This is a genomic window from Paraglaciecola sp. L3A3, from assembly GCF_009796765.1.
Taxonomy (GTDB): Bacteria; Pseudomonadota; Gammaproteobacteria; order Enterobacterales; family Alteromonadaceae; genus Paraglaciecola.
Genome location: NZ_CP047023.1, coordinates 2,649,533 through 2,671,071, shown reverse-complemented (window position 1 = coordinate 2,671,071; position 21,539 = coordinate 2,649,533). Strand labels below are relative to the sequence as shown.

Genomic DNA, 21,539 nt, shown 5'->3' with positions numbered 1-21,539 from the left:
AAAGAAGTAATTCTCGCTACTTATATAGATCTAGCGAGGATTGGTACTTTGACTTTTTATTGTTCTTGTTCTTCTGTGATAAATTCGATACCACCAAAACGTTTGGCAATGACATTATAAATAAAACAGAAAAAACGATTAAAAACATAGCCCATCACGCCATATAATATGGGAGCAAATATAAAGATTAAAAACGGATAACCTGCACGGTCATTGTCAGAGCCTAAGGTAAATAAAAAGCCTAAAATGCCCATAATAGCGAAAGGCAAAATAAACAAAGCCAGCATAAATGACATGACTTTACTGGTTTGGTGACTAGAAATACTTTTAATTTGAATTTTCACAATGCCTCCTTGGCATATAGTTAAACCAACAAAGTAGCGGATAACAGGTGTTGGCGAAATAATTGTTTAGAATAATCGATCACTAAAATCCGATATTACCGCCTTTGGTGATTTATAAAACTCAAGTCTCTTTATTTTATCTTAACAGTGGTGAAATAAAATAACCTTAAATGTTGACAGAAGTTGTGTTAACTTTATGTTTAGATTAGTGAATTTTTTGTAAGATAAGATTGTAACTTTATTACAACATCGCATTTAATAATTGATTTAGTTGTATAATTTAGGGATAAATGAATGAAAAAAATAGTTTTGACTACGATATTTTTATCAGTAAGTTGGGGATCTAATGCCAACATGTTTAAAGCCCATGAGGCTTTGTCGGCTAAAAATTATAAAGAGGCACATATTGAGTTACTGGAATCGGCAAGTATAGGTGAACCAGAAGCTCAATTTAATTTAGGAGTGCTAAATTTAAAAGGCCTAATTGGTGATGTCGATTATAAAAAAGCTATGGCCTGGTTTTATTTAGCCAGTGAGTATGATTACCCTCAAGCATTTGATCTTTCATCTCAAATTTTTCAAAAACTGTCAAAGTCAGACCAAGATCATGCCGCATCCATTGCTGAAGAACTAGCTGCAAAATATGGTAAAAAAGTAGTTACAGAGAAATATTTTCCTAATATTTTAACAACAGAAATCGATGAACAAAAAAATGAAAAACGCGCGAAAATGTTAAAGCGTGGTAAGTTGCATATCACTACTGATAATAAAGCCCGTGCACATAATCAATCTGTTCTTAACTCGGCTATTCGAAATTATACTTCAGGAAGTAATCGTTCTGGGTTATCTAATTTAAATAAAACTATGGTTCATGGTAATTCTGGTCGTGTTGAAGTTATTTTCGACGCTAGAGCAGATGGTAAGGTACAAGACACAGAAGTAATTTTTTCATGGCCTACGGGGAGATTTGAGAAAAGTTTTGTTGCAGCGATTGATAATTCACAATTAAAAGCTGCGGAACGAGATGGAAAACTTGTCGAACAATATGGCATGTTTAAACATGTAAATATTTATTATGAAGGTGTTCGAAATCTAAAAAAAAACTATCCTCATCTTTATAACACATTATTATCAATGAGGCGTTTAGCCAAAGATAGTGTTTCAGCCAAATATCAATATGCTTGTTTTTTACGTGCATACAATGATTTATTTGATGATCAACAATTAGAAGCTTTTCAGCCTGTTTTATTAGCCGCGGCAGAAGAAGGTCATAGTCAAGCTCAATATGATTATGGTATGTACCTTCTTTATAAAAATGATGAAGTAGATGCAGGTATCGCATGGATTTTAAAAGCGGCTAAATATGGTTTATTAGAAGCAGAATATCGTCTAGGAGATATTCTTTATCAATCTCCGTCTCCATACTTGGAACAGGATTTAGTTAAAGCTAAATATTGGTTAGAAAAATCTGCTAAAAATAATCATTTAAAAGCAAGACAAAAACTGGTCGCGTTAAGTTTTGCCAATAATAGTGTGGATAAACAATTAGCAACTCAAGCTATTGATTGGCTAGAAGATATTGAAGATGAAAATCAAGCTACCCCTCATACATATTATTTGTTAGCTAAGGCTTATCACTTTATTGGAGATAAGCCACAGGCGTTGGAATATGTGGACGAAGCCATAGCAGAAGCATCTAATCTTGAATGGAATACAGAAGACTGGACTAATTATCGTAAGCAGTTAAAAGGTTAATGTAATGAAGTCATTCTTTATATTTATATGTGTGCTAATTTGTTGTACAGCAACCTCTTGTAGTCATTCATTAACACCTATGGATAGAGCCAGTAGTTCAAATACAAAGAGTAATTCTGTGACTGGATATTTATTGTTCGCTGTACAGTCAGAAGCATACATTAAAACGGTAAATATATTAGGTGTAATACCTTTAAGTTATTCACCTAATAATGCCAAGCAAGAAAATACTTATATTTTAGCTAAAGTCCCCATTGGTTATTATAAGTTTAGTGGCGTAAAAACAGGACTTGGTGATATAGAGGCTAATTCAGAGCATGATTGGTCATTTAATATTGAATCCAATACTATTAACTATGTAGGTAACTTAGAACTTTTATCAAAAGTAAAGTGGTGTGATACGTGTTTTAAATTAGAGTTAGCCAATAAATCTTCATTTGCCATTGAGTATCTAGAATCAAGCCATCCAGAACTATTAGCGAAAATCCCTATAGTATATAAAGGGCCTGGAGAAGATGATTTTATTGGGTTTTCTAGAACTTTAAAAACATCAACATTTCACCATTAAATTAACTCAGGGAAGAATGTATGAAAGCTGTTTATGGACTGCTTATTGCCGGTTTATTTTCATTTCATTTGTATGCTCAGAATTTAATATCACTAGATGAGCTACTTAGTAAAGATACTATTCATAAAATTGAATTGAATCCTAAAGGTGATCTATTACTCACCACTGGTTATGAAAAAAATAGACTGCAATTAAATGTTTTTGAAATTGATAGTGGTCAACTGCTGAATGTTTTTCAAGCTAAACAGGGGGCAGACTACAGATTATCGTCAGTAAAATGGGGGGACCAAGATTCCTTTATTTTTAATACTTACAGACCCCTACAAAAAAATGCTTATGTCTCGTGGTTGGTCGATTTATCTACTTCTTCTAATGGATTAAGTTTTAAAACATCTAGGATCCATGCACGTGGTTATGTAATAGACTATTTGCCAAACGAGCAAGATAAAGTGTGGTTTGTTTATTATCCAGATGCCTCAAATTATAAAAAAATACAGATATACAAAACACATACACAAGGCATAGTACGCGAAAACTTTCGGGGTCAAAATAAATTCAAATATTTACAGTCCAAGGCTCGAAAATATTTTACGGATCCCAAAGGGCAGGTTCGTTTTAGTTCAAAGTTTGATAAGGATGATATTGAAAAAACCTATTGGTATCTTGACCAAGATAATGATTGGCAATTGTTATTTCAATTCGATCCTTATGAATACGATTTTGAACCTATTGGATTTTTACCCAATGGAAAACTAGCTGTTATTACCAATATAAACTCGGATTTAAAATCACTGCATGAATTCGATTTATCAAGCCAAACAATTGGCGACATAATTTATCAGCATGCTAGATACGATGTAACCGCAGCAAACTTTGACCAATCAGGGGACAAAATAGAATCCATTAGTTATTACGATGGGGGCGAGTGGCGATCAGAATATTTTGATCATAATAGACAAACTTTGAATCAACAATTTAAAAATACATTCGAAGGACAGCAATATTTCATTAGCTCAATGAGTGCAAATGAACAAAGAGCTGTAATAAAAGTGTTTTCGAGCACTAATAGAGGTGAATACTATCTTTGGGACAAAACGCTAAATGAATTAGCACGACTCAAAGAACAGAATGCACAACTTTCTGTTTATGAATTTAGTGATACCCAAGTGTTAGATATTAAAAGTGATGAAGGTCATAAAATAGAGGCTTTTTATACACAATCACCTGAAAATATTAGCAATAACGTTTTACTTGTTATGCCTCATGGTGGTCCTATTGGTCCTAGAGATCATAAAAGATTTAATTTTACTGTTCAGTATCTGGTTAGCCGTGGCTATTCGGTATTACAAGTAAATTATCGAGGCTCTGATGGTTTTGGTAAGGAATATAAAGATAGTGGGAGAGGCCAGTGGGGCAGAGTGATAGAAAAAGATATCACAAGCGCTGTAACATTTATTCATGACAAGTATAAATTTAAACAAACCTGTGCAATTGGTGCGAGTTATGGGGGGTATTCTAGTGCTATGTTAGCTATATTACATCCCGATACATATTCATGTGTGATTGCTCGATTCGGTGTGTTTGACTTACCTTTAATTTTTAATGATAGGAATACCAAATTAGCAGAATACATGCAAAAAATATGGTCGAAAGTTGTGGGGGAAGAAAGCCCAGAGTTAAAAAAATATTCACCTGTATATTTAGCTGAAAAAATTAATGTACCAGTTTTAATTACCGCAGGAGAATTAGATACTAGAGCTAGTTTCGAACACAGTAATAGATTCAAGTATGTATTAAAAAAGTTGAATAAAGATGTAGAGCATATTTATTACAGATATGCAGGCCATGGTCATAATGGCAATGCCAAAAGTGCTAAACATGAATTGGCTTATATTGATGACTTTATTCGACGGAAACTGTCACTCTCGCCACCTGTAGGTGATAATTCTGTACAAATAAAAGTACGTGAATTTAATTTAATTGCCAATGGTTTTGACAACAAAGATATAGCGGGCGTATATAAAGATAAATCGGCTAATTTTAAAAAGAGAACAAAGATAACCCTGAGTAATTAATAGGACTCAAATTATCATCAGCAATGATTAAATATATGTGCTTTTATCTAATGGCTAGATAAAAGCACAGGAAGACTGGCCAAGACTATTAGAAGAATCAAAATCTATCAAGGGTGGTATAATGCTCAACATTAAATGTATATAATTGATAAATAGTTAGTTTAAAGTATGCAGATAGAAACAAAAAATTCCATAAAACAATGTCCCCATAACAAACAAGTTAGTTGTGATAATTGTAAACTCAACACAATTTGTATGCCGGTCAGTTTACATTTTGAGGATATTGACCGCCTAAATAATATTATTCAACGCGGTAAGCCTTTAAATAAAGGTGAGTATTTGTTTCGTGTGAATGATCCTTTTACTTCCGTTTATGCGGTTCGTTCAGGAGCGCTAAAAACACATTTTGTGACTGAAAATGGCGCAGAACAAATCACTGGCTTTTATTTGCCTGGTGAAATATTAGGTATGGATGGTTTGGGTACAGACCTTCACTGTAATTCTGTGCAAGCTTTAGAAACCTCTTCAGTGTGTAAAATACCATTTAATAGATTAGAAGAATTAAGCACTAAATTACCCAGCTTACAGCGCCATTTCTTACAATTGATGAGCCGCGAAATTACCCAAGAACAACAAATGGTGGGTTTGCTAAACAAACAAAATGCTGAATCACGAATTGCGTCTTTATTGCTGAGTATTTCAAGTCGCAACAGTCGACGAGGCTTGTCAGGGAGTACTTTTATTTTACCAATGAGCCGTAAAGATTTAGGCAACTATCTCGGTTTAACTATAGAAACAGTCAGTAGAATATTCTCTCGTTTACAAAAAAATGAGCTGATTGCAGTTGAGCAGAAAGAGGTGTCAATTTTGGATATTGCTGCATTACAAAAATTAGCCAAAGGCCCCGAGTAATCGGTTCTGTAAGTTATAATAATTCTTTATGAAATTGGGGTGATAACATAAGGGATAGCGTAACTAGAGGCTATTAATCTAGTTACGCCTAACGTCTAAAAGCGGTAACCTAAAGATAAAGTATATACAAATGGGTCAATATCTACTGCAACACTTCCTTGCTCATCGTTTAAAGTAAATTCAGCATCTGTGCCGATATCTATCCAGCGAACAGACGCATTAACATGCCATTCATCATCAAGCATGTAATCTAAACCTGCTTGTAACGATAGGCCAATTGAGTCGTCTAATGACAGGTCAGAAAAGCCAGCTTGTTTATTTTCAGCCGTGAACTCTTCATCAAAAAATATTGTGTAGTTTATTCCGGCCCCTATATAAGGTTGAAATTTAGCAGTGGCATTGGCTAAGTAATAATTAACACTTATCGTTGGGGGGAGGTGTTTAGTAGAGCCTAATGCACCGACAGTATTTAAGCCTATATCGTGCTCAAATGGTGTCGCCAGTAATATTTCTAAAGCTATTTTCGGGCTAATAAAATAACCAATATTTATTCCTAATTGTGCGTTACTATCTACGTTCACACCTATACCTAAGTCACTGCCACCGACCAAAACGTTATCACTTGAATCATCTGGATTAACAGCAGTAACGCCCGTTCTAAAAATCCAATCAGCTGTTTCATAAGCATGAACATATAAGCTTGAAGTAATACCGCTTAACAATAAGGCTAAAGTACATAATTTATTTTTCATTTGTCTCACTCTTTAATTATTTAACTGAGTGTATTGTAAATGGATGAAATAATTAGGATCTTGATCTAGCTCAACAAACGAGTTAAACGGAATCAAAAATTAAATTGAGACCTCATTGAACTTTAAAACAAAAGCAGGCTCTTAATAATGTGTGTTCCTTGTTTATGTGTTTTTAGTTATGTTTTAATGCCCAGATTATTCTGGGTATTTTTTTGTAGAAAATTCCTCTCTCTTTAGGCACTACTAAGAATCGTATGTTTAGCTTTAGCTTCAGCCAAAAAGTATTACTGGCTAAACATCTCTAGAAAGTTCTATTCAATCTCGGATCTTTTGATCTAAATCAACATTCTTCGCCAAGCCTATATTTATAATCTAATCGAACTTAACAATCCTTAAAGGACATTATTATGAAACAGAATGTTGGTATTTTAGATACAGCTCTTCGCTCAGTTATAGCCATTATTTGTTTATCTATCGCTGCAGAAGGCCTTTTACCCCAAGCTGGTACAATCGCAATGGTCGTGATTGGCTCATTAATGTGGATTTCTTCAAGTTTTGGTTTATGTTTTGTTTATAAAATTTTAGGGATAGACACATACCCAGGTGCGGGACATGGTATTACTCAATATTATCCTAGATAATGCAGACTGATCAGACTGGAGCAGATATAAAGCTGGTACTAGGAAGTTGTAAATAGCTGAAAGGGTGGCTGACTTAACTATTGATATTTCTATAAGGCGATAGCAGAAATATATTTTCTGCTAGCTAGATGGAATAGCTAAATAAATAGATGGTAAATTTTAAATATGAGCTAACGATAAATCAGCATATATCTGAGTTTACGGACTAAACCAAAAAATCAACGAAGGGATAGTTAATAAAACAACCGCTAGCCCCGCCCATAGTTTATTTTGAAAAACGAATCCCGTGACGACTATCGTTATGATTAATACCAGTGAATTAATAGCGAATAGGATCTCTCGTATAAAATCTACCAGAGGCGATAAACTTGCCAGTAATTTACCAGCCCCTTCAAACAAGTACAAAACAGGAGCAAATAAACTCAAACCTTGGTGATATTTCAGCTCACCAGATGCTTCTAGAGAGGGGACAACAAAGATCTTGATAATTAATGCTATTTCAAAATATAGATGTGAAAAAAAGACTAGTAAAGCAATGATTTTTAATATATTCCAAATCCAAGCATTTCTCAATTAATTAACCCTTCCTTGAAAACAATAAATGATGTCGATATATATATCCGATTAAGATTATTAAAGATACTAGGGACTGTTGAGCTTTGGTAAATGCTTTTGTCGTAAATTGTGGGATATTTATGCTGAAAATCAACACGAAGGCAAAGGCAAATAGTTGGCAAACCGTGAGCGTACATATATGTCAAATAAAGCTTAAAAAATAAACACCGACTGTCAGATGAACAAAATGGGCTGTTATTGGCGGCTTTCATGCTCAAAACTGCCATTTTTCAAGTAATTGATCACCTGAGTGATGACGTTTTTGTTTTTCATCATAAAGGGGTGTGTGACTGGCATGGTTATATGGTCATTCATGCCTTCTAGCTTGGTACTTTCTATAGAAACCTTGCCGTCATCTGTGCTGGGAATAAGGGATGATAAAATTAAATTTATGCTTCTTGTGCCGGCAATAATTCCCAGGTTAAAGTTGGCTTTACCTAAAGTGTTGGGAATGCTTAACTCACCTGTACCAAGCTGCATGCCAGCATCACCATTGATAAAGTGAAAACCAGGTACATCTTTAAGTTTATCTACTACTTCGCTTCCTTGATTTGGTGGGCCAAGCATGACGACGCGATTTAAATTGGTTATTTTGTGTTTACTCAGATATTGGCGCACTAAAATTCCACCCAGTGAGTGAGTAACAAAATTGACTTGCATATCTTTAGGGCACTTTTCTAAAGCCGATTTTATCGCTAACTCGGCTAGAATTTCGATAGATCCCTCTCTTGATGGGTAACCTTCATTGATAGGTAAAAAACCTTCAGTCACAAGAACTTGCTCTAGAGTCTCCATCGAACTAGCGCTTCTAGCAAGACCATGCAGTAGAACCACACATGAAGCTTGCGTGCCGAAAGAAAAACATATTAAAAAGACTAGTGTGATTAACTTGATATGAATAATCCGTAAAGTTATTAGTTTGCACTTAATACCAATACCAATACCAATACCAATACCAATACCAATACCAATGCCATTAAATTCCTGCTGAGTGAACATTTATTAGAGTTGGTATTAGCCTTATTCAAATTTAGATAGCTCTTATTGTAATCCAAACCATGTGTTTTCCGCATTTTTTCACAAACTTGGATATATGCAAAGAACATATTTTAGATGCAGGTATAAGTCGCTAACAACTTTGTTAGCGACTTCATAGTAGATGGTTTGGATTTAACGCAACTCAAAAAGCCGCATTTTTCATTTGTTACTTCAATCTACTCCATCGTTTCTAACGACTGTTTTTAAACACTATTTTATAAACTATAACTCGATAATGCGCTATACATCACCTTCAAAGCTTGTGTTACATCATCATGAATGACTGATTCATCTGGGTGATGACTTATCCCTTTTGGACTGCGAATAAACAACATTCCTACAGGACATAGTGAAGCGACAGCCATAGCATCGTGGCCTGCACCTGAGGGTAGGTAATAAGGGCGCTGCTTATTGGCTTCACATGCTAAGGCAAGTTTAGCTTGAATACCTTTGTCACATTGCACAGCTTCTGCTTGGTGAGTCCATTTCCAAGTCATTAATAAATCACGCTTGGCTGCAATTTGTTTGGCTTTGTCTAAAATTTTTGATACTAAGATTTCTAGATGTTCGTTATCTTGTGCTCTGGCATCTAGCGTCATTTCAGAATAACCTGCGATGACATTAGTGGCACCAGGTTTAGCGCTAATATTACCAACAGTCGCCACCTCTTGATGGGTACAACTTTTGGCTATATCCTCTATAGCTAAGGTGAGTTCGGCAGCAGCGGCTAAAGTATCTTTGCGCAGATTCATAGGGGAGGTGCCCGCATGGCCCGTTTGTCCAGCAAAAGAAATGACTGCCCGTTTGGCACCAGCAATAGCTGTTACTACTCCTAATGGAATATCATGAGCTTCAAGTACCGGGCCTTGTTCTATATGCACTTCCCAATAGGCTAATACCTTTTTGGGATTTAAATAAGCATTCACTACTTCATCAGGTTTTAGACCAAATTGTTCCATGGCTTCGGCCATGGTAATACCGTCCTTGTCGACAGCCTCTAACCATTTACTGTTAAATTTTCCTGCTATGGCATGAGAACCAATCAAAGTTGTGGCAAAACGGGTGCCTTCTTCATCAGCAAAACCCACTAAGTCAATATGAAATGGAAACTCTAACCCTTTAGCTTTTGCCACTTTTATCAACTCTAAAGCGAGTAATACTCCTAAAATACCATCGTAGGCTCCAGCATTAGGCACAGTATCGAGATGGGAGCCAAGTATTAAGCTGGGCGCATCAGGATTATTACAAGCTAAACGGCCCCACTGATTACCAGCTTGATCTTGCCAAGTGCTCAACCCATCTTGTTGCATCCATTTTTCAACGAGTTGATGGCCGGCTTTGTGTTTGCTAGTTAGATATTGTCTTAATATGCCTTGATCTAATTCACTCACTTGTGCTAACTCATCACAATGGTCTAATGCTGTCTGACTATATTTTTCTGCAATTGAGTCTTCAAGTATGTGCATGATTATAATTACAACCTAAGCTTGGCTAGCATAAAAATTAAGTGCCGCAGCACTGGCTTCGCCCTGAGGGCCTTTGTAATGATTAGCATGTAGACACGCATCTAGGCAGGCTAATGTTTGTAACACTGCTGATTTACGTGCGTTGTAACCCATTGTGCCTATGCGCCAAATTTTGCCATGTAGTGGGCCAAAAGAAGTACCTATTTCAATGCCAAAATCAGTCAACATTTGACCGCGTACTTTGTCGCCATCAACTTCATCGGGGATATAGACACCCACCACATTGTTCATTTTATTGCTGATGTCGCCAAAGACTTTTAAGCCTAGCGCTTGAACACCCAATAACATAGCTTGGCCATGTAATTCGTGACGAGCCACTGCTTCATCTATACCTTCATTAATAGCGATTCGGGCGCATTCAGATGCACAATACAGCATGCTGGTTGCTTCAGTATGATGATTGAGGCGTTCTTCACCCCAGTAATCCATAATCATAGGTAAATCAAAATAATTTGAACGGATCATAGGTTCAATTCCGTCTTGGTGTGCTGCAGTACGAATACCCGCTTCTACTTTTTTACGACTACGAACCCAGTGCACAAACTTTTCACTAAAAGTAACAGGTGCAGAGCCAGAAGGGCCGCCGAGACATTTCTGTAAACCTACAGAAACCGCATCTAAACCCCATTCATCAGTTAACAGTGTATTACCTAAAATTGACGCTGTAGCGTCGCAATAAAACAAAACATCATGTTGTTTACATATATCGCCAATGTGTTCAAGAGGTTGATTCATAGTGGTTGAAGTGTCACCTTGCACCATGGCTAACATTTTAGGTTGAACTTGTTTAATAGCTGCTTCAATTTGTTCTGGTTTAAATACTTCCCCCCAAGGTACTTCGATTGTATGAACTTCAGCTTGCGCCCGTTCTGCTATTTCTGCTAATAGATGTCCAAATCTGCCCATAATGGGGACTAGTACTTTATCACCAGGTCTCAGTGCGGATATAAGCACTGCCTCAATACCAGCCCTTGAAGTACCATCAATTAAAAAGGTCCATTGATTTTGGGTCTTAAATACCTGGCGATAACGAGCCATAGTTTCATTCATAAAACCTGTCATGGCCGGATCGTATTGACCAATTAGTTGCGCTGACATTGCGCGCAATACCCTAGGATCTGCATTGATAGGACCCGGGCCCATTAACAAACGTTGTGGTGGATTTAATGCATCGATAAATGAATGGGACATCTTTTTAAGCTCCTATTGCTTGATATAACATGCGAGAACTGGTGATAAGTAAAACAAAAGCAAAAGCTCGTTTTAATTGTTTTTGGTCTAGTTTTGCGCCGAGTGCTGCACCAATGGGGGCAAACAGTATGGTTAAAGGAATAATGATAAAGAACGCTGGTAAGTTAATCAGACCCCAAGTTCCGAAAGGGGCATCAGCAGGTGTAGTACCAATGATTAACAATGTGACTACTCCAGGTAAGGCAATTAAAAAACCAAATACTGCAGCAGTGCCCACCGCTAAATGAGTTCTGACATTAAATGCAGTTAACAGTGGTACACCTATAGTGCCACCACCGATACCTATCATGACTGATAAACCACCCACTATACTAGCCAGAAATCCTTGACCGACTTTACCAGGTAATTGCGAAAATGTAGCAGGTGCGCCAGCTCTAAACAGCATATTTAAACTGACGGTTAAGGCTATGCAGCCAAACATAAGCGTCAGCGCATTGCCTTTTATTTCATGGGCTAATAAGCTTCCTAACACAGAAAAAAGTAAAATAAATCCAGCCCAATACTTTAGTAAAGGTACATCTACATTGCCTTTTTTGTAATGTGCTTTTATTGTCGATATTGCCGTAGGAACTATGGTTGCTAAAGAAGTTGCTGTGGCAATCATCATAGCTGATTCAGCACTCACGCCAAATGTTTGCAGCAGAAAGTAAAGTACTGGCACTATTACTATACCGCCGCCCACACCAAATAGCCCTGCTAATAAACCGGCAAATATCCCTGTGCCAATGAGTGTCACTATGATTGGCCAAGATTGAATTATTTCATCCACTTAATATTATCCTTTGATTAAAATTTTATCTGTTATTAAATTGGTATTGATAGATTATGTACTTGAGCCACACCATCAGAGCGAGGGTCGCTGGCAGCTTCTAGCAAGTTATCTTGTGCTGAAAAAACAATTGCGCCTGCATGGCCCATCATTTCGTTGTTATTGTCTACGCTTTGCCAATCATGCCCTTTGGCAGTAAGTTCTGTCGCGACTTGTTTGGCTAAATTATTCTCGATTTTTAAATTTGTTGCACTATCACCCCAAGTGCGTCCTAATAACCAACGGTCATTACTAATGGCCTTTTGTAGAGACTGCTGTCGCCAAGCATAATTGCTGAATATAGCAGCTTGAGTTTGTGGTTGGCCTTCGCCACCCATAGTGCCGTAAACGAGTCGACGACCATCGGTAAATTTAGCAAAAGCTGGGTTTAATGTATGGGCCGGTTTTTTATTAGCCTGTAAACAATTGATATTGTTTTTATCTAAGCTGAAACTGACGCCGCGGTTATTCCAAACAAAGCCACCATCACGCATGGCTATGCCACTACCAAACTCCCAATAAATGCTCTGAATAAAGCTGACCATTTGGCCATTTTTATCTTTTGCTCCCATCCATACGGTATCTCCTGGGGCGGCGTCAAAAGGCCATGGTTTAGCTTGAGTTAAATCAATATTATTGGCTAATTGAGTGATAGTTTGAGCTGATAAGGCTTGTTGATATTCAATGTTTAATATAGCCAGATCAGCCCAAATAGTTTTTCGTTGATCAAAACTCTGTTTCGTCGCCTCAACAATTAAATGCAACCACTGGGCTTGGGTTGATACCTTAGATTTAAGCTGGTCTAACATAGCTAAAATCTGCAAAGAATGAATACCTTGAGTAGGGGCGGGTAAGTTAAAAGCCTGAGCATTACTTAATTGTACAGATAAAGGGCTGACAACTTCAGCTTGTGTATTGGCAATATCTTCAGAGGTGAGGGGACTGCCTGCTTGCTGCAAATCTTCAGCAAAACTGTCGGCTAATTCACCATGGTAAAAAGCAGATAATCCATATGTAGCTAAGTGACGAAATACGTCTGCTAATTTTCGATTATAAAATTGTTTTTTGGGTTGTAACACTTGGTTATTAGATTCGTATAAGGATTTAAAGTGGGCGTTTCTTTGTTCCACAGAGAACAATTTAATCGCCCCATCATGTAAACTGTTTGTGACTTCAAACCCAGATTCAGCATGATGAATCGCGTGTTGAAAAATTTTGCTCAAAGGTAAACTTGCCGTTTGATCTTGCTCAAGAGCTATTTGCCAGCCTTGTACTGTACCCGCTTGGGTTAGAGCACTCATTCCGCCTCTAGCCGGAATATCAGTTAAATCGCTATAAGCTTGTATATTGGCGGCACTACGACCACAAGCATCGATGGCAATGGGTGAAACTGACTGTTGATTATCAATAATCCAAAAACCATCACCACCGATTGAATTCATGTGAGGGTAAACAACGGATATTACCGCAGCTGCTGCAACCATAGCCTCAACCGCACTACCACCATTTTCTAGAATGTCGATCCCTGCTTCTGTAGCAGCCCAGTGTGGTGCAGTAAAAGCAATGGATGATGGGGAGCTATTATCTGACATTAAATATGTTTCCATTCAAGTTGTTGGCTAAGAGACTGACATAGAGTAAGCAAACTTTGGTCTTGCCCTGTTAACATCATTAATGAAAAACCATATGGTACCAATTGGTTGTTTATTTTAACTGGGGCGACTGTTAGCGGCATATGCACTTGAGTCGAGCCAGTTAAACCTGCAATGGCCGACAAGTTAATCAGTTTCATTCTTAAGTCATCAATGCTTTGGCCAATTTTAGGTGCTGCAGTAGGTGTAGTTGGTAAAAATAAGCATGTTTGGTCTGTCATATTACCTTGTATAAGCGCTATTAATTGGCTTTGAATTTGTCTTGCTTCTAATTCATCTTGCTCGGTAAGAGCTAAAGCCATACTAAACCTTTGTTGGATGCCAGGTGCAAAATTGGGCTGACTTTGTTCTAACCATACTCTATGTTCTCGAGCAATTGCTCTACCTTGTAATATCCTAAATGAATCAGGCAATTGAGATAATAATGTACGGCTAATTTTTAATTTTTTATGTTGCTTAAAATTAGGGGTAATGTGGGATAAACAGTTATCTAAGGCTTGTCTGTAATTACCTTCAACTAACTCTAATAAAGCATCACAACTTAATAAAGTGTCGACTGCTTTGACGGCTTGTGTGGGTAACAATGCTTCAGCCACTTGTTTTAATAAAGTGGCATCTTGAGTAAACCAACCCGTGGTATCAAATTCTGGAGCTAAACCAATTAAACCCTTATTTGAGATCAGTCCATGGCTAGGTCTAATTCCATATAAACCACAGTAACTGGCTGGGATCCTGATTGAACCACCAGTATCTGTACCCAGACCTATATCAGCTAGATCCGCTGCCACAGCAGCAGCAGAGCCCATAGAGGAGCCACCACACATATGGCCTGATAATTTGGGGTTTTCAGCGCTGCCATAGTGAATATTATTACCTTCTAAACTATATGCAATTTCATCTGTATGAGTAAAACCAACAAAGGTACAGCCTTTACTCATCAGAGTTTGTAACGAATCTGCAGTGTTTAACGCAACATCATGAGTCGCTAGCCAATCAGGGTTACCTGCTGAATTTTTATATCCCTTAACAGAAAATAGATCTTTCACTGCTAGACGTTTAGCAATTAATGGGCTGTTATTCTGGCTGTCATTGATATCCACTAAAGACCAATTTTTTGGACCGTGGTTACAGAATATTCCATTGTGATTTTTTTGCGGTTTACTCATGTGTCGACTCTAAAGGCTGGCTAATAACATAATTAGGTTATGTGAATTATTTATAGTTCACTGATATGTTTTTAATTAAGGCAATTTTGATGCCAGTATACAGCCTAAGTCGAAACCTGTCTATCTGGTCAGGTTTTTGATTATAGTCAGATTGAACTATGAATATTTTGGTGCAAAAGCCCCGAATTGGGGCGATATTTAATGTGACAATATAGCTAGGTATTTTGTTCTATTGATGGAAAGCTATTTATAGCTAAGCAAAACGGTTTTGTAAATATTTGATGATCTCAGATGATTCATATAACCATTCTACTTGACCATCTTTTTCAATTCGTAGACAAGGAGTTTGAACTTTGCCGCCTGCTGCTAACAATTCGTCTCGATAGACAGAGCCTTGAGATGCATTGCGTTTATTTATGGGTAAATTTAATTTGTACATGGCACGTCTGGTTTTAATACAAAACGGGCAGGCAAAAAATTGATACAAAGCTAAACTTTTAGTTTCATCTTCTACCCGTTTTTGCGCTTCAGGTGTTCTTTTTAATTTAGTGCCACGGGTGATTACATCGACTAATGCAATTAATCCACCCAGTAGGTTACGGATAAGGTTAATGATTATTTTCATCTATAAAACTCAGCTAGTTGATATTTTGACGGCGCATTATATGCGTAATATTAATAAAGATTAAGTGCCTTTAACTTATTCATTATCTGTTACTGGATCTGTATTTTCAACCGGCCAATTGTAACGATTTATCGTCACCACCATACCAAATAAGGGGTGATCAAAATAATGTATTTGTTTACTGATAACCCGTCTCAGTTGGTTAAAATTTACACTTTGTAAATGTTCAGTAGGTTTACCTCCGTTAGCCAATATTTGACTTGATGTTTGTTGGTTTAATATTGGATGTCGATAATCTAAATTACTATTGATATGTAAATAAGGAACACGTCCGACATTTTGTAAGTAGACTTTAATAAAACCGTCTACCCCCCATAGTTGTGTGAGTTCTGCCAACAACTCTGTTTGATCTGGTGTTTGTTTAGTGGGTAAATCCTTGTCAATAATAGTTTCACTGAGTAAGGCTTGTTCAATTTTAGTTAAAAGGTCTTCTTCAGTAAGCTCGTTTATTGTTGTATTAGGCTTAAGTTTTGTTATCAATTCTTCCAGTTCGCTGGCTGATAACTTTTCTCTTTCTTCTTTAGGTATATACAATTCGTCATCAACAACAACCGTTTCAGTTTGTACTTGATTTAATACATCTTGTTGAATTTTAGGTTGACCGTTAATATCAAATTGTGCGGCAAAATTATCACCGGCAAACAAACGGTAACCTTGGGCATTGTCAGCGCCAAAAGTCACTTGTTGACGCCAAGCTAGGTGGATCATAGGTTCAATCCCACGCTGTTTTTTTATACTGGTATACAGCTCTGTCATGCGCAGTTGATCTTGTGGCAATAAAAATGGCGCTTGTGATTTATTTAACCATTCAACGCCATTAATCACCTTAGGCACTTGGCTAATTAATGTCAGCGGATCTTTGGATACTGTTTCACTTTCTACTTGGGGTAAAAATTCAATTGATGGTTCGACTTGTTCAGCATAGGCACAAGGCAATTGAGCAGGTATTTGCCATTCAATCCAGTTAATGGTGATTGGTAAATATTGAATTGCGGATTCTTCGTTCAATGACTCTTCAGTCAATTGCTTTGCTAATTCTGTTTCTTGTATTTTGTCCTTTAGAGCAGGTGCTGCTGAGGCAAGCTTAGAAGCCGAATCTTTGTCTTGGTCAGCAAATATATCTGTGGTGGCTACTTGGTATTCAAAATTCTCGTCTGTCGTGGTTTCCGTATTTACTGTTTCATCAGTCTGCACTGATACGAGTTCAGGAATTGAGTTTTCTACTTGCTCACCTGTTTGTTCTTCTGCTTCAACTATAGGTTGAGGAAATGCAAAATCCTTTTGTCTCTGTTGTTCTATGGCTGCGAGTTTTGACTGACGACAAAAAGGTAAATCTCCGCGCATATAAGTCAAATCAGGTGTTAAATAAGAAGTAATTAAATCTGTATGCTCAGTAGCAGCGGGCAATAAAGAAGATTGAGTAAAAGCCTCTGCTACAGGGCTGGTAGACAAATCTCGAGTAAAAACGATGACTTCAACATCAAACCACCATTCTTTATCAGCCGCATAAGCCGATGAATTTAAGACAGCTGAAGTGACTACAGCCACACCAAGTGAAGTGACTGCCTTTTTGATACTACTAGTTAATACACTTTGCATTTTACTTATATTACTCATTATGCTGGACGCAATTGTTGACTAAATTGATCAAGGATATCTTTAAACATAGCTAGTCTATCTGCGGCTGATTCAGTAGGCACGTTAAATTTCAATTTTTGTGGTCCGTCTAACTTATACACTCTTGGTTGTGACTGTATCAACTTAATAATAAAACCTGGGTCAATTTGAGTTTTTTGTGAGAACTCAACAAACCCTCCTTTACTCGTACCCTCTGCTTTACTGATTCCAATTATTTTAGCTTTGATTTTTAACAAGGCTATGTCTAATAAATTCTTGGTGCTTTGCGGTAATAAACCAAAGCGATCAATCATTTCGATTTGTAATTCGTTTATTGCTCGTTCATCTTTACAACCAGCTAGGTTTTTATACAAAGATAAACGTGTATTCACATCATGAATATAATCATCAGGTATTAGTGCAGGTATTCGCAGATCTATATCTGTTTGTTCAGATAAAGCCTTATCTAAACTAGGCTCTTTACCTTCTTTTAATGCTTCGACAGCTTGTTCTAACATATCCATGTATAAGGTAAAGCCGATACTGGATATTTGACCTGATTGACCATCACCTAAAAGTTCACCCGCCCCACGAATTTCTAGATCGTGAGTGGCTAAAGCAAAACCAGCTCCAAGTTCTTCCAGAGAAGAAATTGCTTCTAGTCGTTTTTTTGCATCTTTTGTTAAACGTCTAGGGTGTGGGGTTAATAAATAAGCATAAGCTTGGTGATGTGAACGACCTACACGACCACGTAATTGGTGTAATTGCGCTAAACCTAAATGATCCGCTCTGTCCATTACAATGGTATTGGCTGAGGGTACGTCAATACCGGTTTCTATAATGGTTGTACATAGAAGCACGTTTGATCTTTGGTGATAAAAGTCTGTCATGACTTTTTCTAATTCACGTTCTCGCATTTGCCCATGGCCAATTGAAATGCGGGCTTCAGGAACAATTTCTTTTATCTCTTCGGCTGTTTTTTCAATTGTGTCTACTTCGTTGTGCAAGAAGTACACTTGACCACCACGGAGAATTTCTCGCATGATAGCTTCGCGAATAAGCTCTTTATTGCGCTGTTGCACAAAAGTTTTAATAGGTAAACGTTTGGCAGGCGGAGTCGCAATAATCGACAAATCGCGCATTCCACTGAGTGCCATATTTAAGGTACGAGGAATAGGTGTGGCGGTTAACGTTAGAATATCTACGTCTGAACGTAATGCTTTAAACTTCTCTTTTTGACGTACGCCAAACCTGTGTTCTTCATCAATTATTACTAAGCCCAAGTCATTAAATTTAAGCTTTTCTTGTAACAGGGTATGCGTACCCACCACAATATCGATTTTACCTTCTTCTATATTGGCAATGACTTGTTTGGCATCTTTCGCACTAACGAAGCGTGATAACACTTCAATTCTAAAGGGACAGTTGACAAAGCGTTCTTTGAAGTTTTCAAAATGTTGTTGGGCCAGCAGCGTGGTGGGCACTAAAATCGCTACTTGTTTGCCCTGGTTAGCTGCGATAAACGCTGCGCGCATGGCCACTTCTGTTTTACCAAAGCCAACATCACCACAGACTAATCTATCCATTGCATTAGCAGAACCCATGTCTTGAATAACAGCATTAATTGCTTTTTGTTGATCTAGCGTTTCGTCAAAAGGAAAACTATCACTAAATGCTTGGTATTCATCCCAAGCAATTTTAAAGGCAAAGCCCGGTTTCGCTGCTCGTCTGGCATAAACGTCTAACAGTTGTGCTGCTACATCTCGTACTTTTTCGGCAGCTTTATTTTTAGCTTTAGTCCAAGTGTCATTACCTAAATGATGTAAAGGTGCATGATCGATATCACCACCACTGTAACGGCTGATTAAATGTAATGAAGCAACAGGTACATAAAGTTTGGCTTTTTTCGCATATTCAATGGATAAATATTCTGTGGTGACGCCACCGGCATCCAGAGTTTGTAAGCCTAAATAGCGTCCTACACCATGATCAAAATGTACCACTGGCTGGCCTAAACGCAATTCAGCCAAATTGCGGATAATGGCATTTTCATCTGTGCCTTGGCGGGTATCTCTTTTACGCCTATGGCTTATTTTGTGACCCAGTAATTCGGTTTCTGTAATAAAGGCTATATCTGATTCAGGATCTGACAACAAAAAGCTAAATTCGGCAGGGCCAACTGTAATGCCTATTTCGTCATCACTTAAAATGAAATCGCTAAAATGTTTGAAATGTTTAGGTTTGATATCAGCTTTAGTTAATATTTCTAATAAACCTTCACGGCGTCCAGCTGATTCGGCACTGAATAAAACCTTTACTTTTTTAGACTGCCAATCGGCTATTTGCTGTTTTAATCCAGTCCAAGGGATTTTATTCTGTGGTTTTAAGGCCACCTCGGTTACAACAGACGTAGCAAAGTTATAATGCCCAGACTTTTTATCTAGGTTCTCAGATTGTATTTGTACTCTGGGCCAATTTTTCAGAGCGGCAAATAACTCCTCGTCTCGCATGTATATATCTGCAGGATGAAGTAACGGCCTGACTAAATTGTATCTTAGTTGTTCGTATCTATGATTAACGTCTTTCCAATGATGTTCATGGGCTTTATGTAAGTCACCGTGCATTAACACTGTAGTATCTTGATTCAGGTAATCAAATAAGGTGGCTGTTTCGGTAAAAAACAAGGGTAAGAAATATTCAATACCGCCAGGCATTAATCCTTTGCCTACTTGATGAAAAACCGATTCCTTACTGTTATTAGCATCAAATTTTGTTAAATATTGTTGTCTAAATAAACTAGTGGCTTCTTTATCAGTTGGGAATTCTCTGGCGGGTAATAATTTTATTTCATCAATCTTATCTCCTGAGCGCTGTGTCTCAGGATCGAAATGGCGAATGGTATCAATTTCGTCATCAAATAAATCTATGCGGAACGGATGTTGGCTACCCATAGGGAATAAATCGATAATACTACCGCGTATTGAAAACTCACTGTGACTCATCACTTGGTTAACATGCAAATAGCCAGCACGTTCTAAACCTGATCTAAAATTATCAATGGCCAATTTTTGCTTAACTTTCAGTATAAGCAAATATTTGCCAATATAATCTACTGGCGCCATGCGCATCATCAAGGTATTGATGGGCACTATAAATATGCGTTTATCACCTTGTGTGAGTCGATAAAGTGCTTCTAATCTTTGTGAGACTATATCTTGATGAGGTGAAAAATTATCATAGGGAAGGGTTTCCCAGTCTGGAAATAATTGTACTTCTAAAGTTTGATCTTCTAAGAAATAATCTAGCTCTTTTTCTAACTTGATAGCGCTAGGGGTATCAGCAGTTACTAGTAAGATTGGTCCGTCGGCATTATTTGCTGCATTGGCAATGACTAAAGCGTTACTACTTCCTTGGAGTGAACCCCAATGACGAATATCGTTTTTAGACTTTTGAGTGTTGTTAGGTAACGGTGGTGAAAATATACTAAGAGTCATTAATTTTGTTCGTTTTGTTTTTGCTTATTTCGTTTGCGCAAGGCAATCGCTTGTAAATGGAGACTCGCTTTGACCAATAAGTCTTGGTCTTCTTCACGAATACGAGTGTAAATTAGGGATATATGGTACGTATCTTGGTGGGGCTTACAAGTGATTACTTCAGCAAAACAAAATATGGCACAAGCTTCTTCTCGAAGAAAAAGTTTAAGTTCGATTTTTGTACCTATATCAATTGGTTTGTCGGTACTAATCGTGATACCACCGCCACCAAATTGAACAGAATAAAATTGCTCTGCTGGATCTGATTGCTGTTGTAAAATAAGTGACATCATTAAATCAATCTTGCGGGATTGATGATTGAGAAATTCCACTAATTCACTAGCATGCTCACCTAAATTACGTAAAGGTCGCAATGCTTTGCTTTCTATAGCCCCTATCTCACTGGCCACTTGAAAGGTATAGGGCATGTGGTTGTGTAGATCATCAACATCAGGTAAAGCAAAGTCACGTGCAAGTTCACGTATATTGACTGGGAGATCGTGATTAATCATAAAGAATTCACTGAATTGTTCATGTTTCTGCTGCAGAGTTAATTTATCCATTCATTCCCCGAGTCTATGATTTGGTTATTATTGATCAT

18 protein-coding genes are annotated in these 21,539 nt (G+C 37.4%); 5 read left to right on the top strand and 13 right to left on the bottom strand.

Annotated elements, in window-relative coordinates:
• Window positions 1-56: 56 nt before the first annotated feature.
• Window positions 57-344, bottom strand: coding sequence for a hypothetical protein (locus GQR87_RS11175; protein ID WP_158969339.1), 288 nt, complete (start codon window positions 342-344; stop codon window positions 57-59).
• 294 nt (window positions 345-638) lie between these two features.
• Between GQR87_RS11175 and GQR87_RS11170 the strand changes: the two genes are divergently transcribed.
• The 4 genes from GQR87_RS11170 (at window position 639) to fnr (ending at window position 5,654) form a co-directional block, all read left to right on the top strand.
• Window positions 639-2,099 carry an energy transducer TonB gene (locus tag GQR87_RS11170; protein WP_158969337.1) on the top strand — a complete coding sequence of 487 codons (1,461 nt, stop codon included), beginning with the start codon at window positions 639-641 and terminating at the stop codon, window positions 2,097-2,099.
• Window positions 2,100-2,103: 4 nt separating this feature from the next.
• Window positions 2,104-2,667, top strand: coding sequence for a hypothetical protein (locus GQR87_RS11165; protein ID WP_158969335.1), 564 nt, complete (start codon window positions 2,104-2,106; stop codon window positions 2,665-2,667).
• 20 nt (window positions 2,668-2,687) lie between these two features.
• Window positions 2,688-4,742, top strand: a complete 2,055-nt coding sequence (locus GQR87_RS11160; RefSeq protein ID WP_158969333.1) for a S9 family peptidase — start codon at window positions 2,688-2,690, stop codon at window positions 4,740-4,742.
• Between the two features lie 168 nt (window positions 4,743-4,910).
• On the top strand, window positions 4,911-5,654 hold the full coding sequence (fnr, locus tag GQR87_RS11155) for a fumarate/nitrate reduction transcriptional regulator Fnr (protein WP_158969331.1): 744 nt from the start codon (window positions 4,911-4,913) through the stop codon (window positions 5,652-5,654).
• A 95-nt stretch (window positions 5,655-5,749) separates the two neighbouring features.
• Here fnr and GQR87_RS11150 read toward each other — a convergent pair whose 3' ends face one another.
• Window positions 5,750-6,406, bottom strand: coding sequence for an OmpW family protein (locus GQR87_RS11150; RefSeq protein WP_158969329.1), 657 nt, complete (start codon window positions 6,404-6,406; stop codon window positions 5,750-5,752).
• Window positions 6,407-6,813: 407 nt separating this feature from the next.
• On the opposite strand from GQR87_RS11150, the gene GQR87_RS11145 reads away from it, so the two are divergent.
• Window positions 6,814-7,047, top strand: a complete 234-nt coding sequence (locus GQR87_RS11145) for a DUF2892 domain-containing protein (RefSeq protein ID WP_158969327.1) — start codon at window positions 6,814-6,816, stop codon at window positions 7,045-7,047.
• A 198-nt stretch (window positions 7,048-7,245) separates the two neighbouring features.
• Here the strand turns inward: GQR87_RS11145 and GQR87_RS11140 are convergent, their stop codons facing one another.
• The 11 genes from GQR87_RS11140 to GQR87_RS11090 form a co-directional block, all read right to left on the bottom strand.
• Window positions 7,246-7,620 (bottom strand): hypothetical protein, encoded by a 375-nt coding sequence (locus tag GQR87_RS11140; protein ID WP_158969325.1) that lies wholly within the window; start codon window positions 7,618-7,620, stop codon window positions 7,246-7,248.
• A gap of 237 nt (window positions 7,621-7,857) precedes the next feature.
• The gene (locus GQR87_RS11135; protein WP_233267245.1) at window positions 7,858-8,661 is read right to left on the bottom strand and encodes a triacylglycerol lipase; all 804 of its coding nucleotides are present in this window, start codon (window positions 8,659-8,661) and stop codon (window positions 7,858-7,860) included.
• Window positions 8,662-8,915: 254 nt separating this feature from the next.
• A complete protein-coding gene (locus GQR87_RS11130; RefSeq protein WP_158969323.1) occupies window positions 8,916-10,166 on the bottom strand; it encodes an allantoate amidohydrolase in 1,251 nt (416 codons plus the stop codon).
• Between the two features lie 15 nt (window positions 10,167-10,181).
• Window positions 10,182-11,417, bottom strand: a complete 1,236-nt coding sequence (locus GQR87_RS11125) for an alanine--glyoxylate aminotransferase family protein (RefSeq protein WP_158969321.1) — start codon at window positions 11,415-11,417, stop codon at window positions 10,182-10,184.
• A gap of 4 nt (window positions 11,418-11,421) precedes the next feature.
• Window positions 11,422-12,246: a sulfite exporter TauE/SafE family protein gene (locus GQR87_RS11120; RefSeq protein WP_158969319.1), complete on the bottom strand. Its 825-nt coding sequence runs from the start codon at window positions 12,244-12,246 to the stop codon at window positions 11,422-11,424.
• Between the two features lie 35 nt (window positions 12,247-12,281).
• A complete protein-coding gene (locus GQR87_RS11115; RefSeq protein ID WP_158969317.1) occupies window positions 12,282-13,877 on the bottom strand; it encodes a gamma-glutamyltransferase family protein in 1,596 nt (531 codons plus the stop codon).
• Entirely contained in the window at window positions 13,877-15,103 is a 1,227-nt protein-coding gene (locus GQR87_RS11110; protein ID WP_158969315.1) for an amidase family protein, read from the bottom strand. Before GQR87_RS11110 ends, GQR87_RS11115 begins: the two co-directional genes overlap by 1 nt.
• Before the next feature lie 253 nt (window positions 15,104-15,356).
• The gene (locus GQR87_RS11105) at window positions 15,357-15,728 is read right to left on the bottom strand and encodes a glutathione S-transferase N-terminal domain-containing protein (protein ID WP_158969313.1); all 372 of its coding nucleotides are present in this window, start codon (window positions 15,726-15,728) and stop codon (window positions 15,357-15,359) included.
• A gap of 75 nt (window positions 15,729-15,803) precedes the next feature.
• The gene (locus GQR87_RS11100) at window positions 15,804-17,405 is read right to left on the bottom strand and encodes a CsiV family protein (RefSeq protein ID WP_158969311.1); all 1,602 of its coding nucleotides are present in this window, start codon (window positions 17,403-17,405) and stop codon (window positions 15,804-15,806) included.
• Window positions 17,405-20,899 carry a transcription-repair coupling factor gene (gene mfd, locus GQR87_RS11095; protein ID WP_158969309.1) on the bottom strand — a complete coding sequence of 1,165 codons (3,495 nt, stop codon included), beginning with the start codon at window positions 20,897-20,899 and terminating at the stop codon, window positions 17,405-17,407. Before mfd ends, GQR87_RS11100 begins: the two co-directional genes overlap by 1 nt.
• Complete coding sequence (locus GQR87_RS11090) at window positions 20,899-21,501, bottom strand: PilZ domain-containing protein (protein WP_158969307.1); 603 nt, start codon at window positions 21,499-21,501, stop codon at window positions 20,899-20,901. The genes mfd and GQR87_RS11090 overlap by 1 nt, the downstream gene beginning before the upstream one ends.
• Window positions 21,502-21,539: the final 38 nt, after the last annotated feature.

Coding starts and splice junctions, on each gene's coding strand:
- GQR87_RS11135 (WP_233267245.1), bottom strand. CDS start 8,661: ATGTTCACTCAGCAGGAATTTAATGGCATTGGTATTGGTATTGGTATT.
- GQR87_RS11160 (WP_158969333.1), top strand. CDS start 2,688: ATGAAAGCTGTTTATGGACTGCTTATTGCCGGTTTATTTTCATTTCAT.
- GQR87_RS11130 (WP_158969323.1), bottom strand. CDS start 10,166: ATGCACATACTTGAAGACTCAATTGCAGAAAAATATAGTCAGACAGCA.
- GQR87_RS11165 (WP_158969335.1), top strand. CDS start 2,104: ATGAAGTCATTCTTTATATTTATATGTGTGCTAATTTGTTGTACAGCA.
- fnr (WP_158969331.1), top strand. CDS start 4,911: ATGCAGATAGAAACAAAAAATTCCATAAAACAATGTCCCCATAACAAA.
- GQR87_RS11170 (WP_158969337.1), top strand. CDS start 639: ATGAAAAAAATAGTTTTGACTACGATATTTTTATCAGTAAGTTGGGGA.
- GQR87_RS11110 (WP_158969315.1), bottom strand. CDS start 15,103: ATGAGTAAACCGCAAAAAAATCACAATGGAATATTCTGTAACCACGGT.
- GQR87_RS11115 (WP_158969317.1), bottom strand. CDS start 13,877: ATGTCAGATAATAGCTCCCCATCATCCATTGCTTTTACTGCACCACAC.
- mfd (WP_158969309.1), bottom strand. CDS start 20,899: ATGACTCTTAGTATATTTTCACCACCGTTACCTAACAACACTCAAAAG.
- GQR87_RS11150 (WP_158969329.1), bottom strand. CDS start 6,406: ATGAAAAATAAATTATGTACTTTAGCCTTATTGTTAAGCGGTATTACT.
- GQR87_RS11100 (WP_158969311.1), bottom strand. CDS start 17,405: ATGAGTAATATAAGTAAAATGCAAAGTGTATTAACTAGTAGTATCAAA.
- GQR87_RS11090 (WP_158969307.1), bottom strand. CDS start 21,501: ATGGATAAATTAACTCTGCAGCAGAAACATGAACAATTCAGTGAATTC.
- GQR87_RS11145 (WP_158969327.1), top strand. CDS start 6,814: ATGAAACAGAATGTTGGTATTTTAGATACAGCTCTTCGCTCAGTTATA.
- GQR87_RS11125 (WP_158969321.1), bottom strand. CDS start 11,417: ATGTCCCATTCATTTATCGATGCATTAAATCCACCACAACGTTTGTTA.
- GQR87_RS11105 (WP_158969313.1), bottom strand. CDS start 15,728: ATGAAAATAATCATTAACCTTATCCGTAACCTACTGGGTGGATTAATT.